Consider the following 25,424-nt stretch of genomic DNA (forward strand, 5'->3'; position numbering starts at 1 on the left):
TTTGACTATTCCTCGCCGCGCTCTCTTTTGAGCACGGCTCTATTTTATGTTTGTCTGGCAGATGAATCTTCTGCGCTACCCTGTTGATAACGCCATCTTATTCACTTAATTAAGGCAGATTAAGAACTTTTTTGCTTAATTTATGCCTTTTCGTTCATAGCCAACGTCTTTCAAAGACATGAAGCTGTATTAAATTCTCCGGGATATATGCTACCTTTCTTTTCCGTTATTTCATGACCTTGATCGCCAAGAGCGTTACCGACCATGATGCCTACCCCCCAAAGCCGGCTGGAAATGCGCAACATTTCCATCTCCTTTTCTGGTTTCCACGCCCTCAAACAGGTTAATTTCACTCTGGAAGGGGGGTCGATTCATGCCCTGACTGGTGCAAATGGTGCGGGTAAATCCACGCTCATGACGATTTTGTCGGGTGCTTACAATCACTATCAAGGCGATATTCTGATTAACGGCAAACCCGTCGATGTCCATTCGCCACGTGATGCCAAGCGGTACGGTATTCATCTGGTGCAGCAAGAAGTCGATGTCGCGCTGGTTCCCACGCTGTCCGTAGCGGAAAACATTATGCTGGATACGCTAGCGCAGGACGGGCATCTGCTGAGCTGGTCGCAGATATACCGTCAGGCACAGGCGCTGCTCGATCAGCTTGGCGTTCACCTTAATGTGCGTCAACGGCTGGATGCCTGCTCGCTGGCTGAAAAACAGCAAATCCTGCTCGCCCGTGCGTTATCCCACGAATGCCGCTTCCTGATTTTAGATGAACCCACCGCCCCATTGGATCAGGCTGAAAGCGCGCGCCTCTTTCAGGTGGTTCGCCGGTTACAGGCAGAGGGAATGGGTATCGTGTTTATTTCCCACCGTATCCATGAGTTGAGTGAAATCTGCGATACGTTGACCGTTCTGCGGGACGGTGAGTTTGTCAGCAGCGGCACGATGCAGGGGCTGAGCGGTGAGGAAATTGTAGAAAGAATGCTGGGGCATCGACTTGACGATATCTTCCCACCGCGCCGCGCCACACCTTCAGGCGACGCGCTGCTTCAGGTCACCGGTTTGCACGACGAAACACGGCTGCACAATATTTCACTCACGCTGCGCAAAGGGGAAATTCTGGGGATTGCCGGGCTGGCGGGTGCGGGTAAAACCGAGTTGTGTAAAGCGCTGTTCGGCGCAGAACCCTGCCAGATCGTACAGGGAGAATATCGCGGTAAACCCTGGAAGCCGCATTCTCCCCATCAGTCCGTCGAGCAAGGTCTGGCGCTGGTTCCGGAAGAACGGCGTAAAGAAGGCATTTTTATTGACGAATCCGTCACCATGAATATCAGCATCACCGCCACCGACAGCTTTTCTCGCTGGGGTCTATTCAGCCGAGGCAAAGCGTTGCGCTGGGCGAAACAGATCGTTGAACAGCTTGCCGTTCGCACCACAGGCCCGGCGCAAAAGCTGGCGCGTCTATCGGGTGGCAACCAGCAAAAAGTGGCCATCGGCAAATGGCTACGGAGCGAAGCACAGGTTCTGATTTTTGATGAACCCACCAAAGGCGTGGATATCAAGGCCAAACAGGATCTGTTCACGCTGATTGACAACCTCGCCCGTCAGGGCAAAGGCATTATTTATGCGTCAGGCGAGTTCTCCGAACTTGTCGGACTCTGCGATCGCATCTGCGTACTATGGGATGGCAGAATTGTCGCAGAGTTGAACGCTGCTGACATTGACGAAGAAACTCTACTTTTATATTCAACTGGAGGAACTCCCGCGTGAGTCACCCACTTTCATCTAACGGGGCGCTCCCCTTCCGTCACCACGTTTTCGAGTTTCTCTATAAGTGGGGCATGCTGATCACGGTTGTCGCGTTGATTGCCCTCTTCGGGCTGGCATCGGACAACTTTCTCGATCCGTATAACATCATCAATATTCTGCGTTCTATCGCCATTGTTACGGTGATTGCGATTGGCGTCTCTATCTCGCTCTCCGTAGGTGGATTCGATCTTTCCGTGGGGTCGACAGCGTCACTGGCCAATGCACTGGTTATTTCACTCTTTGTCTGGCATGGATTCGGCACCACTGGCGCGATTATTCTGACGCTCCTGCTATGTACGCTGGTCGGGCTATTCAACGCCTTTCTCATCGTTGTGCTAAAAATTCCCGATATGCTAGCGACACTCGCCAGCCTGTTCGTCATTCAAGGCGTGGCGATGACATATAGTTATGGCGGCTCCATCACGCAGAACATGGTGTTGCCCAGCGGCGAAATGGCGGAAGGCATCATTCCCGAATTCTTTGCCACACTGGGCCAAGTGCCAGTCATTGTTGTCATCATGCTGGCAGTGACGGTGCTGGTGCAGCTCTATCTGTCCCTTACCAAGCACGGTCGCAGGATGTACGCGATTGGCGGCAACCCGGAAGCCGCTCGACTAGCGGGCATTCGTACTGCGCGTTATCGAGCACAGGCATATGTGTTCTCCTCACTACTCGCGGCGCTGGGCGGTATTCTACTCGCATCACGCATCGGCTCTTCACAGGTCAATGCTGGCGGCGGCTATTTAATGGATGCGGTTGCCGCAGCCTACATCGGGTTCTCGCTAGCCGGTTCCGGCAAACCGAATGCGCTGGGTACGCTACTCGGAGCCGTCATCCTTGGCGTCTTACAGAATGGACTGGTGATGCTCTCCGTTCCTTATTACGCCATGGATATCATCAAAGGTCTGGTTCTGGCGCTTGCTCTGGCAATGACGTATATCCAGAAACGCTGATACTGCTCGCATCCGCCCCTTTCACCCGAATGTGGGCGGATGCACAATCCACTCCGCCCTTGATCTACTCAGTTTTTCCACAGAACATATCACCGTACTCATGCTATTACGTTATGTACGGTCATTATTATTAATAATTAACTATCCCCATTAAAAATAAGAATAATCACAGAAATAGCCTGAATAATTCTATTTTAAGGAAGATGAAAAGCGGAGATAGGCGATTGAGTCTTTTTCATTTAATCCCGAACCACCGAGGTAAGTAAGTGATTCGGGTAGTGAACGCCGCCAATGAGCAGCTCACTTGCAGTGGAACGAGAATAATAACGTTTTACTTTACGTCCTGTACGTAACAGTTTCATTCTTTATGGGTATAGCGCGAATGAGACACTCTATGAAACATTAAATTTTGATAAACAGTTAAAGTTGATGAATATCATATTCCCGCTGCCGGGCAATATTCCCTCATACCCGGCTGAATCAAGTTATCGCTTATTTGTACCCATTCTGCTGAACATACTCATCTATATTTTCAATCGTCTTTTCCATCAACAGTTGCAGCGATGAGGCTGACGTCCAGGAAATATGTGGTGTAATCAGAAGATTAGGCAGGGTTTTGGCCGCCACCATCAGGGGATTATCTTTTTCCGGCGGCTCTTGTGTCAGGCAGTCCAACGCGGCACCGGCAATGCTGCGCTCGAGCAATGCAGCAGCTAATGCGTTCTCATCAATCAGCCCACCTCTGGCGGTATTAATAATAAACGCAGTTGGCTTACACAGCGCAAGCGTCTCCGAATTGATCAGATGCTGCGTGCTCGCATTTAGCGGACAGTTGAGTGAAATGACATCCGCCAGACGCAGGACATCCTCAAACGGTAAATACCCGGCTCGACACTGCGAGACGCCTCTATGTTCGGCAAAAATCACCTTCATTCCCAGCGCCTGCGCCAGACGAGCCACTTCCTGCCCAATCGTACCTGCACCAATGATGCCCAACGTGGAACCCGCAATGTCCTTGACCGGATGATCAAAATAAGCAAATTGCGACTGGCTGGCCCAGCGATCGCTCAGTTGATCGCGATACCAGGCCATAAGGCTATGTTTCAGCGCGAACATCATGGCAATCACGTGTTCAGACACGGCTTGCGTAGAATAGCCCGGTACATTTTTGACCGTAATACCCAGCTCTTTGGCGGCAGCAAGATCGATATTGTCGGTTCCTGTTGCCGTCACGGCAATCAGCTTCAGCGCAGGTAACGCAACTAAGGTATCCCGCGTTAATAGTGCTTTATTCGTGATGATAACGTGAGTATCTTTCGCTCGGGCGATAACTTGTTCAGGAGAGGTATAGCTATATTCAATCCATTCATGGCGGCATTGTGGACGCCTAAAACTTGTCTTTTTTAGGAAAATGGTTTCCGGCAGTGAGCCTTTATCCAAAAAGGTAATTTTTAACATCATCGTGCCCTGGTTGCTATTCATACACTGATTAACGATTTCAGATATCAAGAACTCCGCAATCGGTAATCACGACAGGTATTCTCATACAAAACTAATGAATTAAATTCTCTGTATGACACAGAACAACGAACGTATTAATAACGTTACATCACCTATCTCATCGAAAATCCATCACTCCGTAACGTGAAGCGTAGTCAGCATTAAAGCAATTAACAATACCTAATATAATGAATTTCGCGCATCGACATTGTTATCGGCGATATTCAGAAATATCACAAAAAATAGGTCGGTAAACCATAATCGAAATAGAAAAGATAAATGGGCAGTGAAAAGTGGGCAGAATTAGCGTAAGAGAAATGAAGCAGAAATGTGGATGAGGGTGTCTAGAGATACAACATGTTAACACCCCGAAACGGATGAACATCCGTTTCGGGGAAAGATGACAATCAGAAGGTTACGTTGACTGACATCCAGTAGTTACGGCCTGGCATAACATAGCCTGTCGTAAAGGAACTGCTCCCAAAGTAATCACCGGCATAATACGTGTTACGGCCCGATGTATAGCGCTGTACCTGAGAGAAATCCTTGTCCAGCAGATTATTCACTGTACCGTTCAGCGTAACATCTTTCGTGACTTTATATGACGTACCCAGATTCACCACCGTCCAGGATTTCAGATCAGCGCCACGCGCGTCATATACCAGCTTTTGAGCGTCATTCAAATTCGCATAATTGTTGGTAAAACGAGGCGTATTCGCTCGGTATTCTGCCGCCAACCAGCTATTCCACTGCTCATCGATCTGCCAGTTTAAGCGAGCATTCGCCATATGCTTAGCGGTCGTGGTCAACGCCGCGCCTGGGTTGTTTCCACCGATTTGTTCGCTATGCGTATAGGTGTAGTTCAACGCAAGGGTGACATCTGGCACGAATACCGGGAAGGACGTTGCCAGTTCTACACCTTGAGTTCTGGCCTTGCCAATGTTGCGATATGTCCCGATTGAGCTATTACTGATCTCAACCGAATCAATGGCATTTTTATAATGGTTGACGAATCCGGTAATATTCGCCTTCACATTAGCCGCGTTCTCGTAATACACACCCGTTTCAAAATTGGTGCTCTCTTCTGGCTTAAGATTCGGGTTACCAATGGTACTCGTTGTTCCATTCCCGCCAATACCGCTCACGCCGTTATGCAATTGCGCCAAAGAAGGGGTTTTGTAACCGGTACTCACGCCACCTTTTACCGTCCAGTCATCTGCAACATTCCATACCAGATAAGCACGTGGGCTCAGGTGACCACCAAAGCTATCGTGTTTCTCATAGCGGGCACCGAGCGTCAGAGATAGTGGTTCAAGCAACTGCCAATCATCTTCCGCATACAGCGACCAGCTTTTTTGTTCGAACGTCTCGCCACTGTTTGCCAGCACAATCCCATCTTTAAGGCGTGCGTCCCAGAACTGTCCACCGACAGTTAACAAATGATCGTCCCCTACTGGCGACACCAGCATTGTATCAAAGATCGTATTGGTATTTTTCAGTTCGCGGTCGCGACCTGAAAGGGTTGCGTTGGCAGGAATCAACACACGTGGTGTCAGCAGACGTCCCTTGTTCTCGGTCATGGTATATGACAGGTTTGAGCTCCAGCGACCAAATGACAGATCGGTATCATGCCCTATCGCCAGCTTATTACGCTCAAAACGCAACTCCGCCGCCAGTAACCCCAATAGGTCCTAATTGGCTATAGCTATTATCGTAAGTCTGGCGGGATACATCACCGTCAACCCACAGGGTATTCACATCGCTGGTTTTAAAGCTCAGCTTCCCACCGACATTGTAGTTATCAGTCTTGGTCGGGAAAGGTATGCGAGTATCACCACCATTGCTGTTCAATGAGGTCACACTAGAAGCTTGACGATGCTCAACATTACCGCGCAATGCCAAACTAAATTGGTCATTCACCAACGGGCCGGAGGTATAGAACCCCAGCGTGGAGCTGTCACCCCACTTGCGGTGTTCTTGCACCGTATGCGACAGGTTAACGCTGCCACGCCACTGCTTGCTGTCTTTCTTGGTGATAATGTTGACCACACCGCCAATCGCATCAGAACCATACAGCGTCGACATCGGCCCGCGAATCACTTCAATACGCTCAATGGCAGACAATGGCGGCATCACCGCCGTATTCATTGTGTCAAAGCCATTCGGCGTCGCATCCCCACTGGCATTCTGACGCACACCATCAATCAGGATCAGGGTGTAACTACTAGGCATACCGCGGATACTGATGTCCAAGCCGCCGGTTTTACCCGTTCCGCTACGTACATCAACGCCTTCTACACCGCTTAACGCTTCTCCCAGATCGTGATAACTTTTTTGAGAGAGCTCTTCTTCGCTGACGACAGAGATGGAAGCTGGCGCATTCGTCAATTTTTTCTCATAACCGCTCGCGGTGACAACCAGAACATCATTGTTATCTGCCGCCATCGCTGCGTTTGCTGCGGTTGCCGCTAGTGCCAGAGCCACTGCATTTTTGAGATTAATCAGAGAATTTCCTTTCATGATCCCTCGTTATTTTATTGAATTTTTTTGCGAAAAATAGTGTAAAGGAATGCATAAAAACGTAAATGATAATTATTAGCGTTTTTAAGTTCGTTTAACTCCCGTTTATAAATGTCGATTTTCGCAGTGAGAACTCATTTAATTGAAAGAATAGAAAATAATCAGGATGGCGCACGCAGCAACAAAGACATTCAAAATATTTGATAAAAAAAGATGAGTTTGAAGAAAGAAAACGCCACTGATAAAAGTTTCATCAGTGGCGTGAGGAGAGATCGAGGTAAAAAGCGGCCCGCATTGACCGCATTACCCCGATTAATCTTTATGATCTGGGAACGTCATATCCTGATACTTGATGAAGCCCGTTCCACGATACAGCTTATAACCGAGCCAAATCAGCAGGAACAGCGGAATACCGATGTACGTCGCCGTCACACCATACCAGTCGATTTTATCTTCCAGAAACGCCTGATAATTCTGCCCCAACGTAATGATCAGACAGAGTACAAACGCGAAGATCGGCCCTAGTGGGAAGAAACGCGATTGATAAGGCAGGCGATTCAGGTCATGCCCTTGTAGCACGTAGCCACGGCGGAAACGATAATGGCTGATTGCGATCCCCAACCAGGCAATAAATCCCGTCATGCCGGAGGTATTCAGCAGCCACAGATAAACCGTTTGGTTGCCATACAAAGAAGACAGAAAACACAGCGCCGCTACCACCGTTGTGGCATACAGCGCATTGCGCGGCACGCCGCCTTTCGACAGCTTAGCGAAAATACGTGGTGCTTTACCTTCCGATGCCAGTGTAAACAACATACGCGTAGAGGCGTACATCCCGGAGTTACCCGCCGACAGCACCGCCGTCAGGATAACCGCATTCATCACCGCAGCGGCAGACAGCAGTCCCGCATTCTCAAACACGAGTGTGAACGGACTGACCGTAATGTCTTTTACATCATTACGCAGCAAGTTCGGGTCAGTATACGGAATGATTAAGCTGATAATCAGAATCGCAAAGATGTAGAACAGCAGGATGCGCCAGAAAACCTGGCGAATCGCACGCGGTATATTTTTCCCCGGATCTTTAGATTCACCCGCAGCGACACCAATCAGTTCCGTGCCCTGGAAAGAGAAGCCAACAATCATCGCCACACCGATCATGGCGGAGAATCCTCCCGCAAACGGCGCATCACCGATTTGCCAGTTGTGGAATCCCGCATTTTCCGCACCGCTCATGATACCCGTAATCATCATTACGCCAACGGCAATGAAAATAATGACCGTCGTCACTTTAATCAGTGAGAACCAATACTCGGCTTCGCCAAACCCTTTCACAGAAATGTAGTTAAGCAGGAACATCAGCGCGAGAAACAAGGCGCTCCAGATCCAGCCCGAAACCTCGGGGAACCAGTATCCCATCACTAACTGTGCCGCAACCAGATCGACCGCAATGGTCACCGCCCAGTTGTACCAGTAGTTCCACCCCAACGCGAAGCCGAAACCTTCTTCAACATAGCGGGAACCGTAGGTAGAGAACGAGCCAGAAACCGGCATAAATGCCGCCAGTTCGCCCAGACTGGTCATCAGGAAGTAAACCATCAGCCCAATCAGAGCATATGACAGGAGTGCGCCCCCCGGACCCGCTTGTGAAACCGTCGCACCCGAAGCGACAAATAACCCGGTTCCAATCGATCCGCCAATCGCGATCATCGTTAAATGCCGCGCTTTTAGTTCGCGGCGCAGGGTCGGTGCGCCCTGTGTAGTTTGTTGAATATCGTGCTGAGCCATTGTTATCCTGCATGCTCGTGCTAAAAATCGAGGCGGGATTGTAGCAAATAGCCTTGCTCTGAATAGTTAAGATCGTCGAGTTATAAGAGAGGTTAATAACTCACGCCCGATTATTAGCAGCAGAAAATAGCTCCGCTATACCGTTTCACAGCAATAACTCAGGAAACGTCGCAACACATTTGAAAGATGTTTCTGCCGGTGGTGCACCAGATACAAGGTACGCGTGAGCTTAGGCAATGGCACCTTCAATTCTACCAGCGAGCCTGCCGCCAACTGCTCGGCAATCACATGCCGCGACAGGCAACTGATGCCAATTCCGTGGCGAACCGCATGCTTAATCGCCTCGGAATTGCCTAACTCCATCACCAGATGAAAATGCGACAGGTGCGTTAGCAGCAAATGATCAAGCACTTCGCGTGTGCCCGAGCCGCGTTCACGCAAGATCCAATGTGCATCCGCCAGCGCGGCTAACGATACCGCGCCCCGACTGAGTGGGTGTTCGGGAGAACAAAACACCACCAGCTCATCTTCCAGCCAGGGTTGGGTAATCAAATCAGGGTGATGACAAGGTCCTTCAATCAAGCCTAAATCAACACTGAATTCAGACACGCGAGTAATGACATCTTTCGTATTACCGACATGCAGTTCAAGCGGAATTTCAGGGTAATCATGGCGATAGCGGGCAATCATCGCAGGCAGTAAATAGTTCCCGATGGTACTGCTGGCATAAATACGCAGCGCCCCATTATCACGCCGGAAGAGCTGTTCAATCTCGATTGACTGTTCAAGTAACGCCAGCGCCTTGGGATAAAGCAAACGGCCGTGTTCATTAACCACGAGTCGTTTACCTACGCGGTCGAAGAGTTGAACGCCCAATTGCCCTTCTAAATCCGCCAAAGCGGCGCTGACCGCCGATTGAGAAAGGGCGAGTACAACGGAGGCCTGCGTTGTTGAACCACTTTTCAGGACTTCAGCAAAGACTTCCAGCTGACGTAACGTGATATGCATAGTGCGCTCTTTATCTGAAATATCTATAGGTTATAAATATATAATCAATTTTTCTTTTAATCTTGTGGATTATAAGCTGGCTTCTCAATTCGGTACGGTCAGAATAGGCAGCAAATCCATGGCTCTTCCTACGGTATTAACAACGATAGCACCGCCAGATGGCGCGAAACGGCGATTCCCCGGCCTGCTGTTAATCAGTGTAATAACTTTTTCACTTCTCTGGCTGGCAAATATTCCGAAAATCGCCCACTGGGGACCCGGTTCGCTGACACTGGCCATCCTGACCGGGATCGTGCTGGGGAATAGCGTTTATCCGCAGCGTCATCCTCTGTGCGATCCGGGCGTGCAGTGGGCCAAACAGCATTTACTGCGCTGGGGTATCATACTTTATGGTTTTCGTCTCAGCTTGCAGCAGGTTGCTGCCGTGGGCTTTACGGGCATTGCAGTCGATCTCAGCGTGGTCACGCTGACATTTTTGCTCGCCTGTTGGATAGGAAAGCGCTGGCTGAAGCTCGACAATGAAACCGTGATTCTCATCGGTGCGGGCAGCAGTATCTGTGGTGCGGCGGCGATCATGGCGACAGCTCCAGTAGTCAAAGCGTCCAGCAATGCGATTGCCGTCGCGGTTTCCACCGTGGTAATTTTTGGTACGACAGCCATGTTTTTGTATCCGTGGCTCTATCGGCTCAACCTCGAACATCACTGGATTGCGGTCACACCGCAAATCGTCGGGCTGTACTTTGGTTCCACGATACATGAAGTCGCTCAGGCCGTTGCCGCAGGACATGCCGTCGATAGCGCAACGGAAAGCATCGCTGTCATCAGCAAGATGCTGCGCGTGATGATGCTGGCCCCTTTCCTTCTCATTCTTGGGTTGTACCTGAAGAAAGCGACACCAAAAAGTGATGTAGAAAAGAACATGCCACTGATGTTCCCGTGGTTTGCGCTGGGGTTTATCGCCGTAGCTGGTTTCAATTCTTTCCAACTACTTCCTCCAACGCTCGTCGCCCATTTAGTTCAACTCGATAATGTGCTGCTAACCATGGCGATGGTTGCGTTGGGCCTGACAACCCGATTTAGCGCCATCCGTCAGGCGGGCGTAAAACCGCTGCTGCTGGCCCTCATCGTGTTTATCTGGCTGGTGATCGGTGGAGCGGGAATCAATCTGTTCTTCGCGCATGTATTCAGCTAACGATAAATTATTTCCCTGTTAACATCTGATTAGCCTATACCCTAAATAATTCGAGTTTCAGGAAGGCGGCAAGTGAGGGAATCCCGATGAGCTTACTCAGGTAAGTGATTCGGGTGAGTGAGCGCAGCCAACGCACATGCAACTTGAAGTATGACGGGTATGCATGACGATGCCATAATGTCTCCGTAATCAGAGGAGACCAATATGAAATACATCGGGGCGCACGTTAGCGCAGCAGGTGGTGTCGATCAGGCCGTGATTCGCGCACATGAAATAAAGGCGACGGCTTTCGCTTTATTTACCAAGAATCAGCGCCAATGGCAGGCTGCGGCACTCAGCACAGAGGTCATTGACCGTTTTAAAGCCGCGTGTGAACAGTACGCCTATACATCGGCACAGATTCTGCCCCACGACAGTTATCTGATTAATCTGGGTCATCCGGACAGCGAAGCGCTGGAGAAATCACGTATCGCGTTTATTGATGAAATGTCGCGCTGCCAACAGCTTGGGCTAAGCCTGCTGAATTTTCACCCCGGTAGCCATCTGAAACAGATTGAGGAAGCGGACTGTCTGGCACGTATTGCCGAGTCCATTAATATCGCGCTGGCGGAAACGGACGGCGTTACCGCGGTGATTGAGAATACTGCCGGGCAAGGCAGCAATTTGGGTTTTCGCTTTGAACATCTGGCAGCCATCATCGATAGCGTAGAAGATAAAAGCCGCGTCGGCGTCTGTATCGATACCTGTCACGCCTTCGCTGGCGGCTACGATCTGCGGACAGAGGCAGATTGTGCAGCGACCTTTGCTGAGTTTGACCGTATTGTTGGGTTTCGCTATCTGCGCGGAATGCATTTGAACGATGCGAAAAGCGCGTTCGGCAGCCGGGTTGACCGACACCATAGCCTGGGAGAAGGCAATATCGGCAAAACCGCCTTCAGCTACATCATGAAAGATCCCCGTTTTGATGGTATCCCGATGATTCTGGAAACGGTCAACCCCGATATCTGGGCCGACGAAATCGCCTGGCTCAAGTCTGAAGCCCAGTGCTAAAAAAAGCGCCAGTTGGTGAATACCAACTGGCGCTATCTCATCCACATCCTTGTGTTATGGCATTACTTTTGATTCACGACGATGCTCAAACTTACGCAACTTTCGCCAGTTGTTCATCAGAGCGTTTCAGCAGTGCGTACAGCACGCCTGCGACGACAGTACCCGCAATGATCGCTAACAGGTAGCCGATAACCGGGGTAATCGCGCCAGGAATCAACAGCACGAACAAACCACCGTGTGGTGCCATTAACTTAGCCCCAACCGCCATTGACAATGCACCAGTCAGTGCCCCACCGATGATGCAGCAAGGAAGAACGCGCATTGGATCACGCGCCGCGTAAGGAATTGCCCCTTCGGAGATAAAGCACAGGCCCAGTACAAAGGCCGCTTTGCCCCCTTCACGCTCGGTCGGGTTAAATTTCTTGCTTGCCAGTACGGTTGCCAGACCCATCGCCAGCGGTGGCACCATACCCGCAGCCATGACGGCGGCCATCGGCGCGTAAATCTGGCTACTGAGCAAGGTAGTACCGAACACATAAGCAACTTTGTTAACCGGGCCGCCCATATCCGTACACATCATCGCGCCCAGAATTGCACCCAGAATCACCGCATTCGCCGTGCCCATGGATTGCAGCCAGCCTGTCAGGCCAGTCAGGATTTTCGCCACTGGCGTACCAACAACGTAAATCATGATAAGGCCGGTGATCAACGTAGCAAACAGCGGAATGATCAGGATCGGTTTTAGCGCCGTCAAACTTTGCGGCAGAATCAGTTTATTGTTGATCGCTCTGGCAATATAACCCGCCAGGAAACCGGCAATAATCCCGCCAAGGAAGCCCGCACCTGTACTGACAGCCAACATCCCGCCAACCAGACCCGGCGTTAACCCCGGACGATCCGCAATGGAGAAAGCGATATAACCCGCCAGCACCGGTACCATCAGCGCAAAGGCAGAACCGCCGCCGATCTTCATCAGCGCCGCTGCCAGCGTACCTTCCTGTTTAAACGCTTCAATACCAAAGACAAACGACAGTGCGATACACAAACCACCCGCTACCACCATCGGCAGCATGTAAGACACGCCGGTCAACAGGTGACGATACGGGCCTGCCCCGCCTTTCTGACCAGACTCGCTCGCGCTTGCCGCGCTTGCTTGCCCGGATGGCTGATACACTTTGGCTTCAGCCTGCGCCTTGTCTAACTCTTGCGCCGTCTTTTTCAGTGCCAGCCCCGTCGAGGTGCGATACATCTTCTTACCAGCAAACTTCGCCAGATCGACTTCAATATCAGCGGCAACAATCACCAGATCGGCCTGCTCCACTTCTTCTGGGGTAATCGCGTTACCTGCGCCAACAGAGCCGCGCGTTTCCACTTTAACCCACCAGCCGCGTTTTTTGGCTTCGCTTTCAATCGCTTCTGCCGCCATAAACGTGTGCGCAACGCCCGTCGGGCACGCCGTTATCGCCACAATACGCTTGGCAGCTTCGGGCTGCTGAACAGGAGCTGACGCAGCGGCCTGATAGACCGTGGCTTCAGCCTGTGCTTTCGCTAAAAAGGCTTCCGGCTGCGAAACAGCCAGTTCGATATCACCGACATAAACCTGCTTGCCATTCAGAGCACTGTCCGCCGCAGCGGATGCACCCAGAACGATCGCCAGTTGTGCGTCGTTAGCGTGTTCTGTAAACGTCACCCCTGCTTTCGCAGCGGCAGCGCCGAGTAGGTTCTTCACCAGTTGGCTTCTCGCCAGGCCCAGTGATTTATCCAAAATCAGCAGCGTTTTCATTGTTTGTCTCCTGCTGTATCAGTTAAAGGGTTTCAGGTCGACACGCGCCATCATCGCGGCCAACTGAGGACGATCGGTAATACCTACATTACTTTGGCTGACGGCCAGAGCCGAAACCGCCGTAGCCAAACGCAGAGTGTGCTCACTGGACTCACGCATTAATAAGCCATAAATCAACCCCCCAACCATGGAGTCGCCCGCCCCTACCGTACTTACCACATCACAGGCAGGTGGTAAGGCCCGCCACGCGCCAGATGCATTCACCCACAGTGCACCTTCCGCGCCCAGTGAGATCACAACGTGCGCGATACCCTGTTCACGTAGCGCGTGAGCGGCATCCACCACATCAGCCAGCGTAGGTAATTTACGCCCAGCCCATATTTCCAGCTCCCGGCGGTTTGGTTTCACCAACCAAGGAGAGGCCTTCAGTCCCGCCACCAGCGCTTCACGGCTGCTGTCGAAAATAATGCAAGGACACTGCGTGCGCAGGCGAGACATCCAGTCGGTAAAGGCATCAGGATCGACACCAGCAGGTAAACTGCCGCTCACCGCGACCATGTCGAACTGTCCCAGCCAGCTCAGCGAATCATTGACGAAACGCTGCCAGTCTTGCTGTGTCACTTCAAAACCGGAAAAGTTGAAGTCGGTTACGTCGCCATCTTTTTCGGTTAATTTGACATTAATACGCGTACGTCCTGGCACAACCTGGAAACGGTTGGCAATGCCCAGCTCGCTGAACAATTGCTGAAAACCATCCTGATTGTCTTTACCCAGAAAGCCACCTACCGTGACATCAATCCCGAGATCTTTCAGCACCTTGGCAACGTTGATACCTTTACCTGCGGCGTGCAGACCCGCTGTCTGAACCAAATTGACTTCGCCTTTCTCAACTTCTGGGCAATAGCCAACCAGATCGTAAGCTGGATTCAGGGTGATTGTGGCTACTCTCCTGCTCATGCTGCCCCCTCGCCCAAACCGGACGTAATCGCGTCGCCGATAGCGGCCAGTGCTTGCTCCGCATCGCTACCGCTGGCGGTGAAACGCAGTTTGTGACCTTTCTTCACGCCCAGCGCGACCACTTTCATCAGGCTGCGGCCATTTGCCGGTTTGCCTGTGCCATCCAGATTGGTCACCGTAATCTCACTGGTGAACTGTTTGATCACGTTCACCAGCATGGTGCCCGGACGAGCGTGCAGACCGTGTTCGTTACGAATGGTAAATTCGGCCGTCAGCACTTCGCTTTCTTCCGGTACGTCGCTGGTCAAAAGTGCCAGCAGCGTCGGGGCATCAGCCGTCAGCAGACGTTCCGCTTTTTGCGCAATCAGCAAGTTGCTCAGGTAATCAATAGGCGCAAAAGCCTGATCGTCAGCCGCCGCAACCGTGACCAACAAAGCCACGTTTTCACCGTCAACGCTGAAAGGCGCAGCCGGACGTGCCACCGCAGCCGCGCTGCTGAGGTTACCGACAGCGCTATCGCTGAACCACACACCTTGTCCCAGATTCAGCGGTTTATTGCTGACGGTAGTGCTGACAAAACTGGCGTCTGCGGCACCAACCTGCTGAAGGCGACCGGCGTTCAGCGCCTGAAGCGTCAACAGATTATCGGTCGCCACATCCAGCGCAATCAGCGAGGTGTCAAAGCGGAACTCCGCCAACTGCTGCTCACCCATCAGCAGGCTACGCAGTTCTTCTGCTGATGTGGTGCTTGCCAGACGTGCCGCTACGCGGTCGTCGCTCAGGACGTGAGTCAATTGGCGCAGCAACGCCAGATGTTCATCAGAGCGAGCCGCAATACCCAACACCACATAGGCGGTTTGATCTTCACCCCAGGCAATACCCTGAGGAAACTGGAATACTTGAACCCCGGTCTTCAATACCAGATCGCGGGTATCAGTGGTGCCGTGCGGGATAGCAATGCCGCTTCCCAAATAGGTCGATGTTTGCTGTTCACGCTGTAGCATGCCGTCGACATACCCTGCGTTAACGCACCCGGCATCAGTCAGTGCTGAAGCAACAAGCTGGATAGCTTCCTGCTTGTTACTGGCCGCTGCACCCAAATGAATATCTTGCTGTGACAACTGGAACATGGCTCTCCTCTCTTGCTGAAAGTTGAATCGTTTCAGCTTTTATGAGAAAAAAATGTGTCGATTATTAGGGCGTTTCAAAAAAAACTCCGCTGAAACGTTTCAAAAGTCTCATTCTATTACGACATTTATGCAAGCTTTCTACGCTGCTGACGTAACAAAATTTTGACATAACGCACATTTTAACGTGGATGGCGCGCTGCCTGCCAACAAAAATCATTAAATGGCTGAAGCCGTGCTGAAGAAAAATAATGAAACAAGATTTCGGTTTCATTATAAACGCGAGTAGACTGTCGCGCTCGACAGTCTCTGCCTATTTTCCAAGCGCTATCAATTTATGTTCACTCCTGCAAACACTACACGACGTCCGCTTGACCTGACATCGTCAGCATTTTTGGTTATCGCCTTTCTGACTGGAACGGCCGGAGCTCTGCAACTTCCCACGCTCAGCCTTTTTCTTTCCAGTGAAGTACAGGCACGTCCTTTCCTTGTTGGCATGTTTTATACCGGTAGTGCGGTTATCGGCATTATCGTCAGCCAAATACTGGCAACGCGCTCGGATCGTCAAGGCGATCGCAAATCGCTGATCTTCGTCTGCTGCCTACTGGGGGCTCTGGCCTGCATGCTGTTTGCGTGGAACCGTAACTACTTTATTCTGCTCTTTATCGGCGTCTTATTGAGCAGTTTTGGATCGACGGCAAACCCGCAACTTTTTGCGCTGGCGCGCGAGCACGCGGATAAAACCGGTCGTGAAGCAGCGATGTTTAGCTCAATCCTTCGCGCCCAAATTTCGCTCGCCTGGGTTGTTGGCCCGCCTATCGCCTTTGCGCTGGCACTCGGATTCGGCTTCACGACGATGTATCTGACTGCCGCCGTTGTCTTTGTCTTGTGCGGTATTCTGGTCAAATTCTTTTTGCCTTCCATGCCCAAAGCGGTGGAAAAAACCACCTCCACACTGGAATCACCGCGTCGCAACCGCCGCGACACGCTCTTGTTGTTCGTTGCATGCACCTTGATGTGGACCTGCAACGGGATTTACCTCATTAATATGCCACTGTATCTGGTGCATGAACTGCATCTACCGGAAAAGCTGGCGGGTATCATGATGGGCGTTGCCGCTGGTCTGGAAATTCCGGTGATGCTGATTGCAGGCTACGTTGCCAAACGCTTCGGAAAGCGATTCCTGATGCGGCTTGCCGTCGCCTCAGGTTTACTGTTCTTCGGCGGCCTACTGTTTCTGAATGGTGAAATCGCGCTGCTGGCATTGCAGGTGCTGAACGCCGTTTTCATCGGTATTTTGGCCGGAATCGGTATGCTCTATTTTCAGGATTTAATGCCTGGACAGGCCGGTGCGGCGACGACGCTGTTTACCAATACCACGCGCGTTGGCTGGATCATCTCCGGTTCGCTGGCCGGGATCGTTGCTGAAATCTGGAGCTATCATGCCGTGTTCTTCTTCGCACTGCTGATGATCGTCGGCTCTATCTATTGTATGTGGCGCATCAAGGATGTCTGACCACCACAAGTTAGGGTGCGGTATCGGCTTCCAGCCTGAGCAGGTAAATCATGGCCTCATCGCGATGGCTGAAACACATATCTACCCGCGGTTTTAGCCCTGCGCAAACCGCGGGTCGCAGCGGTGAATGAAACAATCCGCAACGCATCGCCTCATCAAGATGAATACAGGGCGTGTTGGCTGGCTTGCCCTGCGGCAGCCCCGGCATGGGTGTTGAAATCGATGGCGCGGTACAACAGGCACCGCAATGGGGGCGACAGTCCATCAGCAAGCTCTCCGGTGGGCTGACAAGGGATAGAGCTCGCCACAATAGCAGTCCGATAGCAAAAAACCAATATCAGCCCTTCTTTCCTTATACTCTAAATAATTCGAATTTCAGGCAGGCGGCAAGTGAGGGACAAATTCGTCGGGAACGAATTTGACCAGCCAACGGCTGGCCTCCGGTGAGAGACAGGATGTCTCTCATTTAATCCCGATGAGCTTACACAAGTAAGTGATTCGGGTGAGTGAACGTAGCCAACGTACATGAAATTTGAAGGATGACGAGTATATACTTGCCTGAACTCTTCGGCGCGAGTAACGTGTCGCCACAAAAATCACACTCCTTATAGCAGGTAATTTTTATGGCAAGAGCGAACGAAATCAAACGCGGTATGGTCGTTAACTATAACGACAAGTTATTGCTGGTGAAGGACATCGACGTCCAGAGCCCCAGCGCCCGCGGTGCCAGTACATTGTATAAAATGCGTTTTTCTGACGTCCGCACGGGTTTGAAAGTGGAAGAACGTTTTAAAGGCGATGATATTATCGACACCATCACGCTGACACGCCGCACGGTGACCTTCTCTTATATCGACGGTGATGAATACGTCTTTATGGATGATGAAGACTACACTCCTTACCTCTTCAAGAAAGATCAAATAGAAGAAGAACTGCTGTTTATCCCTGACGGCGGTATGCCGGGGATTCAGGTATTGAGCTGGGATGGTCAAATCATTGCACTGGAACTGCCACAAACGGTAGATCTGGAAATCATCGAGACGGCACCAGGCATTAAAGGCGCCTCCGCCAGCTCACGCAACAAACCCGCCACCATGAGTACCGGCTTGGTCATCCCTGTTCCAGAATACCTGAGCGCGGGTGAAAAAATCCGTATTCACATTCCAGAACGTCGCTATATGGGTCGCGCTGACTAACATTCTACCTTGTGCTTCCCGCACAATACTTGTCGCCGGATGATCTATCCGGCACACGTCAACTCTCCCCCGCATAGGAGCCTGCCATGCTAACGAAAGTCAATTTGATCACCGGGTTTCTCGGTAGTGGAAAAACCACCACGATTCGTCATCTTCTGTCGCAAAAGCCTGAAGACGAAGTGTGGGCAGTACTGGTCAATGAATTCGGCGAAGTCGGTATTGACGGTGCACTACTGGCAGATAGCGGTGCGGTTCTGAAAGAGATCCCCGGTGGCTGTATGTGCTGCGTAAATGGTTTGCCGATGCAAGTTGGCCTGAATATGCTGCTGCAACAGAAAAAACCTCATCGGCTGCTTATCGAACCCACCGGGCTTGGTCATCCGAAACAAATTCTCTCCTTGCTGACGAGTGATACCTATCAGCCCTGGCTGACGTTGCAGGCTACGCTGTGTCTGCTGGATGCGCGTCAATTAAGCGACACGCGCTACACGGAAAATGAAAATTTTCGCGATCAGCTCGCTGCCGCTGACATGATTATCGCTAACAAGCGTGACACTTATACCGCCGACGATCTGGCAGCATTACAGCAGTGGCAACAGGCAAGTGGCGATGGTCGACACGTTATCGAAGTGAGCCAGGGAAACGTTGACCGGCAGCAGCTCGATCAAGCGCGACACAACTTGCGCGAACTGCCTGATGGCACCCACCACCATGCGCATAAGCCCACAAATGGTTTGGCCGCGCTGAAGCTACCAGAGGGTCAATCCTGGCGGCGTTCTCTCAATCAGGGACAGGGTTATCACGCCTGCGGTTGGATATTCGAATCTGAAACCGCTTTTGACACCGCCGCCCTGCTGGACTGGGTTCGTCTTTCCCCCGTGAGCCGGGTTAAAGGGGTAATGCGTATAAAAGAAGGGACGCTCGTCGTCAACCGTCAGGGACACGACCTTCATATAGAAACCCGATCGACGGCACCGATTGATAGCCGAATCGAAATCATCAATGAAACACCAGCAGAATGGAATACGTTACAAGCCTCACTGTTAAAGGCTCGTTTAGCTAACGTGGACTAAACTAGAGTTTTTTCGTCTTTGTTTGGATGTTTTGCCTTATGTCATTTGCTCGTCTTTCTTCTATTTTAGTGCTCAATGTTTTGGGCATTGGTCTGTTTTTATCCTGGTATTTACCAGAAAACCATGGTTTTTGGCTCACGCTCGACAGCCATATATTTTTCTATTTCAATCGTCTTTTGGTTGATAGTCCGACATTTTTACATTTGGTTGCTATTACCAATAATCGCGCCTTTGATGGCTGTGCACTCATTGCGATGGGATTGCTGTATTTATCGTTTTATGTGAAAGCCACGCCCGTTGAACGTCGCCGTTTGTTGATCATCGGCTTCATCATGCTGTTAACCGCCGTGGTACTGAATCAGGCAGGACATCTGCTCCCCGTTCAACATGCCAGCCCGACGCTCTATTTTAGCGACATCAACCGCGTTTCAGACTTAACGGGCATTCCGACCAAAGACGCTTCATCGGACAGTTTCCCCGGCGACCACGGTATGATGTTGATGATCTTTGCTGCCTTTATGCTGCGCTATTTTACCCGCACCGCTTTCGCTATCGGCCTGACCATCATGGTGGTTTTTTCATTACCTCGCATCATGATCGGTGCACATTGGTTTACCGATATTGCTGTTGGTTCGCTCTCGGTTGTTCTGGTTGGCCTAAGCTGGTGGTTATTAACACCAGCAAGCGATGCGGCTATTGCCCTGTTAAACCGGCTATTACCTAAAAAATCGACAGTATAAATTCAGATGATTTCAGATTTTTTACATCGACATTTTTTAGCTGAATACATCATTAAATCTTATAAATAAATTAGTTAAAACTTCTCGCAATCCTCCTGCTGTTGCGGTAGTCTCGTTCAAGTTTGCTTTTTAGCGCACACTGAACTACCCGCAGCAAGAGAAATAATGTGCATTCTGGCACACTTTCGCTGATGAGTGTTTGGCTAAGAAGAAACTCTGATTTAGTCTGAGTCTCGTTTTCGTTTGGCATTTATACCCCTGAGAAATGGGGATACTACATAGCGATTTTTATCGTTAAGGACAGCAAGGGAACATAACAATAATGGTCAAGTCTCAACCGATTCTGAGATATATCTGGCGGGCAGTGCCTGCCGTCGCGGTAGCAATGATGCTCTCCGCATGTGGAAGTAATAGTGCATACAACCATAAAGCTCAAACTGATATGCATGCAGTTAATGATAAAGATGGTCTTTTACTGCAAGCCTCTCAGGATGAATTTGAAGCACTGGTTCGTAACGTGGACGTCAAGTCCAAATTACTTAACCAATATGCCAGTTGGAAAGGTGTTCGTTACCGTTTAGGTGGTGATAGTCGCCGTGGCATTGACTGCTCAGCTTTCGTTCAGCGCACTTTCCGCGAACAGTTTGGTATGGATCTACCGCGTTCAACTTATGAACAACAAGAGATGGGCCAGCAAATTCAGCGCAACAAACTGCGCGTTGGCGATCTTGTTCTGTTCCGTGCGGGTTCAACCGGACGCCACGTTGGCATTTATCTCGGTAACGATCAGTTCGTCCACGCCTCCACCAGCAGTGGCGTCATCATCTCCAAAATGACGGAAGACTACTGGAATAAGCGTTATCAAGAAGGACGCCGTGTTCTGAGTAAAGGAAAAACCAGCTAAACAATACCTGTCCCTTGCTGTGGTATTGTGCTGTTATTAGCCAACGAAACGAGACGACACTAACGCCGCTTAGCATCTAAGCGGCGTTTTTTTATCCCTACCCCCTCGCATATCACCCCGCCCCCTTCGGCATACTGCACAAAATATGACTGACTCAACAACCTGAAACATTAACGAGTCGTGATTAAGGTAGGTTTATTACCTGATTTCATGATAAAAAGAAAACACGCAACGTCCCAATGGGAATGTTAATTATTTCAAGAACTTTATGCCGATAAAATTGGCATCATCGACATTACGATATGGCATATCTACATCAGATGCCTAATCAGATAACGTCCACTCGCAGGAGATTGCCGTCAGATGTTAAAACGCGTTATCGCTGCCGTATTGCTTTGCACAGCCCATTTTGGGCTGCATGCCGAAACGATTGAAAACAGCACTCGCTTCGCACTTTTGGGTGAACCCAAATATGGCGAGAGTTTCAGCCATTTTGATTATGTCAATCCTGATGCCCCCAAAGGCGGCAGCATTACTCTCAGTGCGCTAGGTACCTTTGATAATTTCAACCGTTTCGCGCTACGTGGCGTGGCGGCAGCACGTACGGAACGACTCTACGATTCGCTCTTTACGTCTTCTGATGACGAGCCCGGCAGCTATTATCCGTTAGTCGCGCTGACAACACGCCATCCGGCGGATTTCCGCTGGATTGAAATAGAAATGAATCCCAACGCCCGCTTTCATGACGGCTCACCGATCACCGCCGCTGACGTGGCGTTCACTTACAACATGTTTATGACGCAGGGCGTGCCGCAATTCCGCATCTATTTTAAAGATGTTACCGCCAAGGCCGTTGCACCGCTGACCGTACGCTTCGATTTCCCCGTGCCCGAAAAAAACCGCATGTTCAGTCTGCTGACGCTCCCCATCATGCCGGAGAAGTTCTGGAAGCATCACAAATTCAACGAACCACTCTCATATCCGCCTCCGGCTAGTGGTCCTTACCGCATCACCGCCTATCGAACGGGGCAATATGTCACCTATTCACGCGTAAAAGACTACTGGGGTGCCGATCTACCGGTCAATAAAGGCCAGTACAATTTCGATAAAATTCGCTACGACTATTATTTGGATGACAGCGTCGCGCTGGAGGCCTTTAAAGCGGGTGCCTTCGATCTGCGTGAGGAAGGATCGCCAAAAAACTGGGCAGCCCAATATCAAGGCGGCAATTTTGCGCGTGGCTATATCATCAAACAGGATCAGGCCAATCAATCCGCTCAGGATACGCGTTGGCTGACATTCAATATCCAGCGACCGCTGTTTCAGGATCGCCGTGTACGTCAGGCATTAGCGCTGGCATTTGATTTCAATTGGATGAACAAGGCGCTGTATTACAACACCTATCAGCGTGCCGACAGTTATTTCCAAAACACCGAATATGCCGCTAAAGGTGAACCTGGCACCGAGGAATTGGCCTGGCTGACGCCACTCAAAGACAAAGTGCCCGCAGAAGTCTTCGGCCCCAGCTATCAACCGCCCTCCTCCGATGGCAGCGGCTATGACCGACAAAACTGGCTTAAGGCGCTCAAACTACTGGAAGAAGCCGGTTGGGAATTGAAAGATCAAAAGCTGGTCAATCGCCAAACTGGAAGGCCATTTACGTTTGAACTGTTGCTACCCAGTGCAGGTAACTCGCAGTATGTCCTGCCTTTCCAGCAAAGTCTGAAAAAACTGGGCATTACCATGAACGTGCGCAACATCGACAGTACGCAGTTCAATAATCGTATCCGCAAGCGAGATTTCGACATGACGGCTATGGTGTACCCTGCGTCCCTCTACCCCAATGACAATCTGCAAGTGTATTGGAGCTCACAGTACATCAATTCAACCTACAACAGACCTGGCGTTAGCGATCCCGCGATTGATTCGCTCATTGAAAACATCGTTAAGCATCAAGGGCAAAAAGTCCCCCTGCTATCATTAGGCCGTGCACTGGACAGGGTATTAACCTGGAATCAGTTTATGATTCCGATGTGGTATTCCAACCATGACCGCTTCGCCTATTGGAACAAATTTGCCATGCCTGCGGTACGCCCAGCCTATTCGCTGGGTTTTGATGGCTGGTGGTTCGATACCAAACAGGCAGCCACGCTGCCCGCAGAGCGACGTTAAGGAATCAAAATGGGAACGTATCTGTTACGCCGCCTCTTGCTGGTCATCCCAACCCTATGGGCGATTATTACGATTAACTTCTTCATTGTACAAATTGCCCCCGGTGGTCCGGTCGATCAGGCCATCGCCGCGATCGAAATGGGGCATGGCAGTGGCTATACCGCCAATAGTGGAATGGATGCCGGCATGGCACGCGCTGGCACCGGCGGTGCCCCCAATATCGAGAACGTTTATAGAGGCTCTCGCGGGCTTGACCCAGAAGTCATCGAGGAAATCACCAAGCGCTATGGCTTCGATAAACCGATCCATGAGCGCTATTTTAAACTGCTGTGGGACTATGTTCGTTTTGACTTCGGTGACAGCCTGTTCCGCGGCTCTTCGGTGATGCAGCTCATCAAGGAGAGCATGCCGGTTTCGATTACGCTGGGACTGTGGAGTACGCTGATCGTCTATCTGATTTCCATTCCACTTGGCATCAAAAAGGCGGTGAAGAACGGGACACCGTTCGATACCTGGAGCAGCACGCTCATCATTATTGGCTATGCGATTCCGGCATTTTTGTTTGCAATCATTTTGATTGTGCTGTTCGCAGGCGGCAGTTATCTGGACTGGTTCCCACTTCGAGGATTGGTCTCCAGCAATTTTGATACCTTGCCGTGGTATAGCAAGATTACTGACTATTTGTGGCATATCGCGCTACCGGTTCTGGCTTCCGTGATTGGCGGTTTCGCCACGCTAACGATGCTCACCAAGAACTCCTTTATGGATGAGATTCGTAAGCAGTACGTTGTTACCGCGCGCGCTAAAGGGCTGGATGAAAAGAGCATTCTCTACCGCCACGTATTCCGTAATGCCATGCTGCTGGTGATTGCAGGCTTCCCTGCCACCTTTATCAGCATGTTTTTCACCGGCTCACTGTTGATTGAGGTGATGTTCTCTCTCAACGGGTTGGGTCTGTTGGGCTATGACGCAACGCTGCAACGTGATTATCCCGTCATGTTCGGCACGCTGTATATCTTCACGCTGATCGGCTTATTACTGAATATCATCAGCGACATAACCTATACGCTGGTGGACCCGCGTATCGATTTTGAGGGACGCCAATGAGCCGCTTAAGCCCGATTAATCAGGCGCGCTGGGCGCGTTTTAAAAGTAATCGTCGTGGTTACTGGTCGCTGTGGATTTTCATGGTGCTGTTTATTCTCAGTTTGTTTTCCGAACTGATCGCCAATGATAAACCGCTGCTGGCGAAATATGACGGCCAGCTCTATACGCCAGTGCTCATTGACCACAGCGAGAGAACATTCGGTGGGCAGTTAGATACCACCGCTGATTTCCGCGATCCTTATATCGCAGAGCGTATCAGCAACCACGGTTGGGCCATCTGGCCACTGATTCGCTACAGCTACGACACCATAAACTACGCGACTACCGCCTCTTTCCCGTCCGCCCCCTCGTGGCAGAACTGGCTGGGAACAGACAGTCAGGGTAAAGACGTGGTCGCACAGGTACTGTATGGCTTCCGCATTTCACTGCTGTTCGGCCTGGCGCTGACGATCCTGTCCAGCGTGATTGGCATTATTGTCGGGGCAACACAGGGGTATTACGGCGGACGCCTCGACCTATGGGGCCAGCGCTTTATCGAAGTCTGGTCCGGTATGCCGACGCTGTTTCTCATCATCCTGCTGTCCAGCGTTATCCAACCGGACTTCTGGTGGCTATTAGGCATTACCGTACTGTTCGGCTGGATGAGTCTGGTTGGTGTAGTAAGAGCAGAGTTTCTACGTACGCGAAACTTTGACTATATTCGCGCCGCGCAGGCAATGGGCGTCAGCGACCGCGCCATTATGTTCCGCTGTATGCTACCAAATGCGATGGTCGCGACGCTGACCTACCTTCCCTTTATTCTCTGCGGATCGATTACCACATTGACGTCACTGGATTTTCTCGGTTTTGGTCTGCCGATGGGTTCACCATCACTAGGTACCTTATTGCTGGAAGGAAAAAATAACCTCCAGGCGCCGTGGCTAGGTATTACCGTATTTATGGTGCTTTCCATCGTGCTTTCCTTACTCATTTTTATCGGCGAAGCGGTACGCGACGCCTTTGACCCCAGCAAGGCGCATTAAT

At 50.8% G+C, this 25,424-nt stretch carries 19 protein-coding genes and 1 pseudogene; 12 read left to right on the plus strand and 8 right to left on the minus strand.

Going from position 1 to position 25,424, the window contains the following annotated elements; all coding sequences use genetic code 11:
- Positions 1 to 264 precede the first annotated feature (264 nt).
- Together A6301_RS16950 and A6301_RS16955 are read left to right on the plus strand one after the other, a co-directional pair.
- Entirely contained in the window at positions 265 to 1,776 is a 1,512-nt protein-coding gene (locus A6301_RS16950; protein ID WP_234258310.1) for a sugar ABC transporter ATP-binding protein, read from the plus strand.
- Between the two features lie 71 nt (positions 1,777 to 1,847).
- Positions 1,848 to 2,768: an ABC transporter permease gene (locus tag A6301_RS16955; protein ID WP_234258393.1), complete on the plus strand. Its 921-nt coding sequence runs from the start codon at positions 1,848 to 1,850 to the stop codon at positions 2,766 to 2,768.
- 492 nt (positions 2,769 to 3,260) lie between these two features.
- On the opposite strand, the gene A6301_RS16960 is transcribed toward A6301_RS16955, so the two are convergent.
- From A6301_RS16960 to yieE, 4 genes and pseudogenes are all read right to left on the minus strand, one after another.
- Positions 3,261 to 4,250: a 2-hydroxyacid dehydrogenase gene (locus tag A6301_RS16960; RefSeq protein WP_205542125.1), complete on the minus strand. Its 990-nt coding sequence runs from the start codon at positions 4,248 to 4,250 to the stop codon at positions 3,261 to 3,263.
- A 425-nt stretch (positions 4,251 to 4,675) separates the two neighbouring features.
- Positions 4,676 to 6,788, minus strand: a pseudogene (locus A6301_RS16965) (TonB-dependent receptor).
- Positions 6,789 to 7,100: 312 nt separating this feature from the next.
- Positions 7,101 to 8,576 (minus strand): amino acid permease, encoded by a 1,476-nt coding sequence (locus A6301_RS16970; RefSeq protein WP_107169807.1) that lies wholly within the window; start codon positions 8,574 to 8,576, stop codon positions 7,101 to 7,103.
- 135 nt (positions 8,577 to 8,711) lie between these two features.
- Positions 8,712 to 9,584, minus strand: a complete 873-nt coding sequence (gene yieE / locus A6301_RS16975; protein WP_107169808.1) for a DNA-binding transcriptional regulator YeiE — start codon at positions 9,582 to 9,584, stop codon at positions 8,712 to 8,714.
- 118 nt (positions 9,585 to 9,702) lie between these two features.
- Here yieE and A6301_RS16980 point away from each other — a divergent pair, with 118 nt between their 5' ends.
- Positions 9,703 to 10,776: a YeiH family protein gene (locus tag A6301_RS16980; RefSeq protein ID WP_234258311.1), complete on the plus strand. Its 1,074-nt coding sequence runs from the start codon at positions 9,703 to 9,705 to the stop codon at positions 10,774 to 10,776.
- Between the two features lie 204 nt (positions 10,777 to 10,980).
- A complete protein-coding gene (nfo, locus tag A6301_RS16985) occupies positions 10,981 to 11,826 on the plus strand; it encodes a deoxyribonuclease IV (protein WP_234258312.1) in 846 nt (281 codons plus the stop codon).
- 91 nt (positions 11,827 to 11,917) lie between these two features.
- On the opposite strand, the gene fruA is transcribed toward nfo, so the two are convergent.
- From fruA to fruB, 3 genes are read right to left on the minus strand one after another with little or no spacing between them, the layout of a single operon-like run.
- Positions 11,918 to 13,609 (minus strand): PTS fructose transporter subunit IIBC, encoded by a 1,692-nt coding sequence (gene fruA, locus A6301_RS16990; protein ID WP_234258313.1) that lies wholly within the window; start codon positions 13,607 to 13,609, stop codon positions 11,918 to 11,920.
- 18 nt (positions 13,610 to 13,627) lie between these two features.
- Positions 13,628 to 14,566, minus strand: coding sequence for a 1-phosphofructokinase (gene fruK / locus A6301_RS16995; RefSeq protein ID WP_014699594.1), 939 nt, complete (start codon positions 14,564 to 14,566; stop codon positions 13,628 to 13,630).
- Positions 14,563 to 15,696: a fused PTS fructose transporter subunit IIA/HPr protein gene (gene fruB / locus A6301_RS17000; protein ID WP_205542112.1), complete on the minus strand. Its 1,134-nt coding sequence runs from the start codon at positions 15,694 to 15,696 to the stop codon at positions 14,563 to 14,565. Before fruB ends, fruK begins: the two co-directional genes overlap by 4 nt.
- Positions 15,697 to 16,030: 334 nt before the next feature.
- Here fruB and setB point away from each other — a divergent pair, with 334 nt between their 5' ends.
- Complete coding sequence (gene setB / locus A6301_RS17005) at positions 16,031 to 17,209, plus strand: sugar efflux transporter SetB (RefSeq protein ID WP_107169813.1); 1,179 nt, start codon at positions 16,031 to 16,033, stop codon at positions 17,207 to 17,209.
- 10 nt (positions 17,210 to 17,219) lie between these two features.
- Here the strand turns inward: setB and A6301_RS17010 are convergent, their stop codons facing one another.
- Positions 17,220 to 17,474, minus strand: coding sequence for a YkgJ family cysteine cluster protein (locus A6301_RS17010; RefSeq protein ID WP_107169814.1), 255 nt, complete (start codon positions 17,472 to 17,474; stop codon positions 17,220 to 17,222).
- A gap of 358 nt (positions 17,475 to 17,832) precedes the next feature.
- Here A6301_RS17010 and yeiP point away from each other — a divergent pair, with 358 nt between their 5' ends.
- The 7 genes from yeiP to A6301_RS17045 all read left to right on the plus strand — a co-directional run bounded on the left by yeiP (position 17,833) and on the right by A6301_RS17045 (position 25,423).
- A complete protein-coding gene (gene yeiP / locus A6301_RS17015; protein WP_234258314.1) occupies positions 17,833 to 18,405 on the plus strand; it encodes an elongation factor P-like protein YeiP in 573 nt (190 codons plus the stop codon).
- A gap of 86 nt (positions 18,406 to 18,491) precedes the next feature.
- On the plus strand, positions 18,492 to 19,478 hold the full coding sequence (locus A6301_RS17020; protein WP_234258315.1) for a GTP-binding protein: 987 nt from the start codon (positions 18,492 to 18,494) through the stop codon (positions 19,476 to 19,478).
- Positions 19,479 to 19,516: 38 nt separating this feature from the next.
- Positions 19,517 to 20,218 carry a phosphatase PAP2 family protein gene (locus A6301_RS17025; protein ID WP_205542109.1) on the plus strand — a complete coding sequence of 234 codons (702 nt, stop codon included), beginning with the start codon at positions 19,517 to 19,519 and terminating at the stop codon, positions 20,216 to 20,218.
- 322 nt (positions 20,219 to 20,540) lie between these two features.
- The gene (mepS, locus tag A6301_RS17030; protein WP_234258316.1) at positions 20,541 to 21,122 is read left to right on the plus strand and encodes a bifunctional murein DD-endopeptidase/murein LD-carboxypeptidase; all 582 of its coding nucleotides are present in this window, start codon (positions 20,541 to 20,543) and stop codon (positions 21,120 to 21,122) included.
- A 363-nt stretch (positions 21,123 to 21,485) separates the two neighbouring features.
- Complete coding sequence (locus tag A6301_RS17035) at positions 21,486 to 23,294, plus strand: extracellular solute-binding protein (RefSeq protein ID WP_234258317.1); 1,809 nt, start codon at positions 21,486 to 21,488, stop codon at positions 23,292 to 23,294.
- A 9-nt stretch (positions 23,295 to 23,303) separates the two neighbouring features.
- Positions 23,304 to 24,401, plus strand: a complete 1,098-nt coding sequence (locus A6301_RS17040; protein ID WP_107170065.1) for a microcin C ABC transporter permease YejB — start codon at positions 23,304 to 23,306, stop codon at positions 24,399 to 24,401.
- Positions 24,398 to 25,423 (plus strand): ABC transporter permease, encoded by a 1,026-nt coding sequence (locus tag A6301_RS17045; protein ID WP_107170064.1) that lies wholly within the window; start codon positions 24,398 to 24,400, stop codon positions 25,421 to 25,423. Before A6301_RS17040 ends, A6301_RS17045 begins: the two co-directional genes overlap by 4 nt.
- Position 25,424 lies beyond the last annotated feature (1 nt).

The organism is Pectobacterium sp. IFB5596 (assembly GCF_021432585.1).
Lineage (GTDB): Bacteria > Pseudomonadota > Gammaproteobacteria > Enterobacterales > Enterobacteriaceae > Pectobacterium > Pectobacterium punjabense.

What these genes read in the sequence shown, in the direction of transcription:
- A6301_RS17040 (WP_107170065.1), top strand. Translation starts at nt 23,304, where the DNA reads ATGGGAACGTATCTGTTACGCCGCCTCTTGCTGGTCATCCCAACCCTA.
- yeiP (WP_234258314.1), top strand. Translation starts at nt 17,833, where the DNA reads ATGGCAAGAGCGAACGAAATCAAACGCGGTATGGTCGTTAACTATAAC.
- fruB (WP_205542112.1), bottom strand. Translation starts at nt 15,696, where the DNA reads ATGTTCCAGTTGTCACAGCAAGATATTCATTTGGGTGCAGCGGCCAGT.
- A6301_RS16950 (WP_234258310.1), top strand. Translation starts at nt 265, where the DNA reads ATGATGCCTACCCCCCAAAGCCGGCTGGAAATGCGCAACATTTCCATC.
- A6301_RS16980 (WP_234258311.1), top strand. Translation starts at nt 9,703, where the DNA reads ATGGCTCTTCCTACGGTATTAACAACGATAGCACCGCCAGATGGCGCG.
- setB (WP_107169813.1), top strand. Translation starts at nt 16,031, where the DNA reads ATGTTCACTCCTGCAAACACTACACGACGTCCGCTTGACCTGACATCG.
- A6301_RS16970 (WP_107169807.1), bottom strand. Translation starts at nt 8,576, where the DNA reads ATGGCTCAGCACGATATTCAACAAACTACACAGGGCGCACCGACCCTG.
- fruK (WP_014699594.1), bottom strand. Translation starts at nt 14,566, where the DNA reads ATGAGCAGGAGAGTAGCCACAATCACCCTGAATCCAGCTTACGATCTG.
- A6301_RS17045 (WP_107170064.1), top strand. Translation starts at nt 24,398, where the DNA reads ATGAGCCGCTTAAGCCCGATTAATCAGGCGCGCTGGGCGCGTTTTAAA.
- fruA (WP_234258313.1), bottom strand. Translation starts at nt 13,609, where the DNA reads ATGAAAACGCTGCTGATTTTGGATAAATCACTGGGCCTGGCGAGAAGC.
- A6301_RS16955 (WP_234258393.1), top strand. Translation starts at nt 1,848, where the DNA reads ATGCTGATCACGGTTGTCGCGTTGATTGCCCTCTTCGGGCTGGCATCG.
- yieE (WP_107169808.1), bottom strand. Translation starts at nt 9,584, where the DNA reads ATGCATATCACGTTACGTCAGCTGGAAGTCTTTGCTGAAGTCCTGAAA.
- A6301_RS17010 (WP_107169814.1), bottom strand. Translation starts at nt 17,474, where the DNA reads ATGGACTGTCGCCCCCATTGCGGTGCCTGTTGTACCGCGCCATCGATT.
- A6301_RS16960 (WP_205542125.1), bottom strand. Translation starts at nt 4,250, where the DNA reads ATGAATAGCAACCAGGGCACGATGATGTTAAAAATTACCTTTTTGGAT.
- nfo (WP_234258312.1), top strand. Translation starts at nt 10,981, where the DNA reads ATGAAATACATCGGGGCGCACGTTAGCGCAGCAGGTGGTGTCGATCAG.
- mepS (WP_234258316.1), top strand. Translation starts at nt 20,541, where the DNA reads ATGGTCAAGTCTCAACCGATTCTGAGATATATCTGGCGGGCAGTGCCT.
- A6301_RS17020 (WP_234258315.1), top strand. Translation starts at nt 18,492, where the DNA reads ATGCTAACGAAAGTCAATTTGATCACCGGGTTTCTCGGTAGTGGAAAA.
- A6301_RS17025 (WP_205542109.1), top strand. Translation starts at nt 19,517, where the DNA reads ATGTCATTTGCTCGTCTTTCTTCTATTTTAGTGCTCAATGTTTTGGGC.
- A6301_RS17035 (WP_234258317.1), top strand. Translation starts at nt 21,486, where the DNA reads ATGTTAAAACGCGTTATCGCTGCCGTATTGCTTTGCACAGCCCATTTT.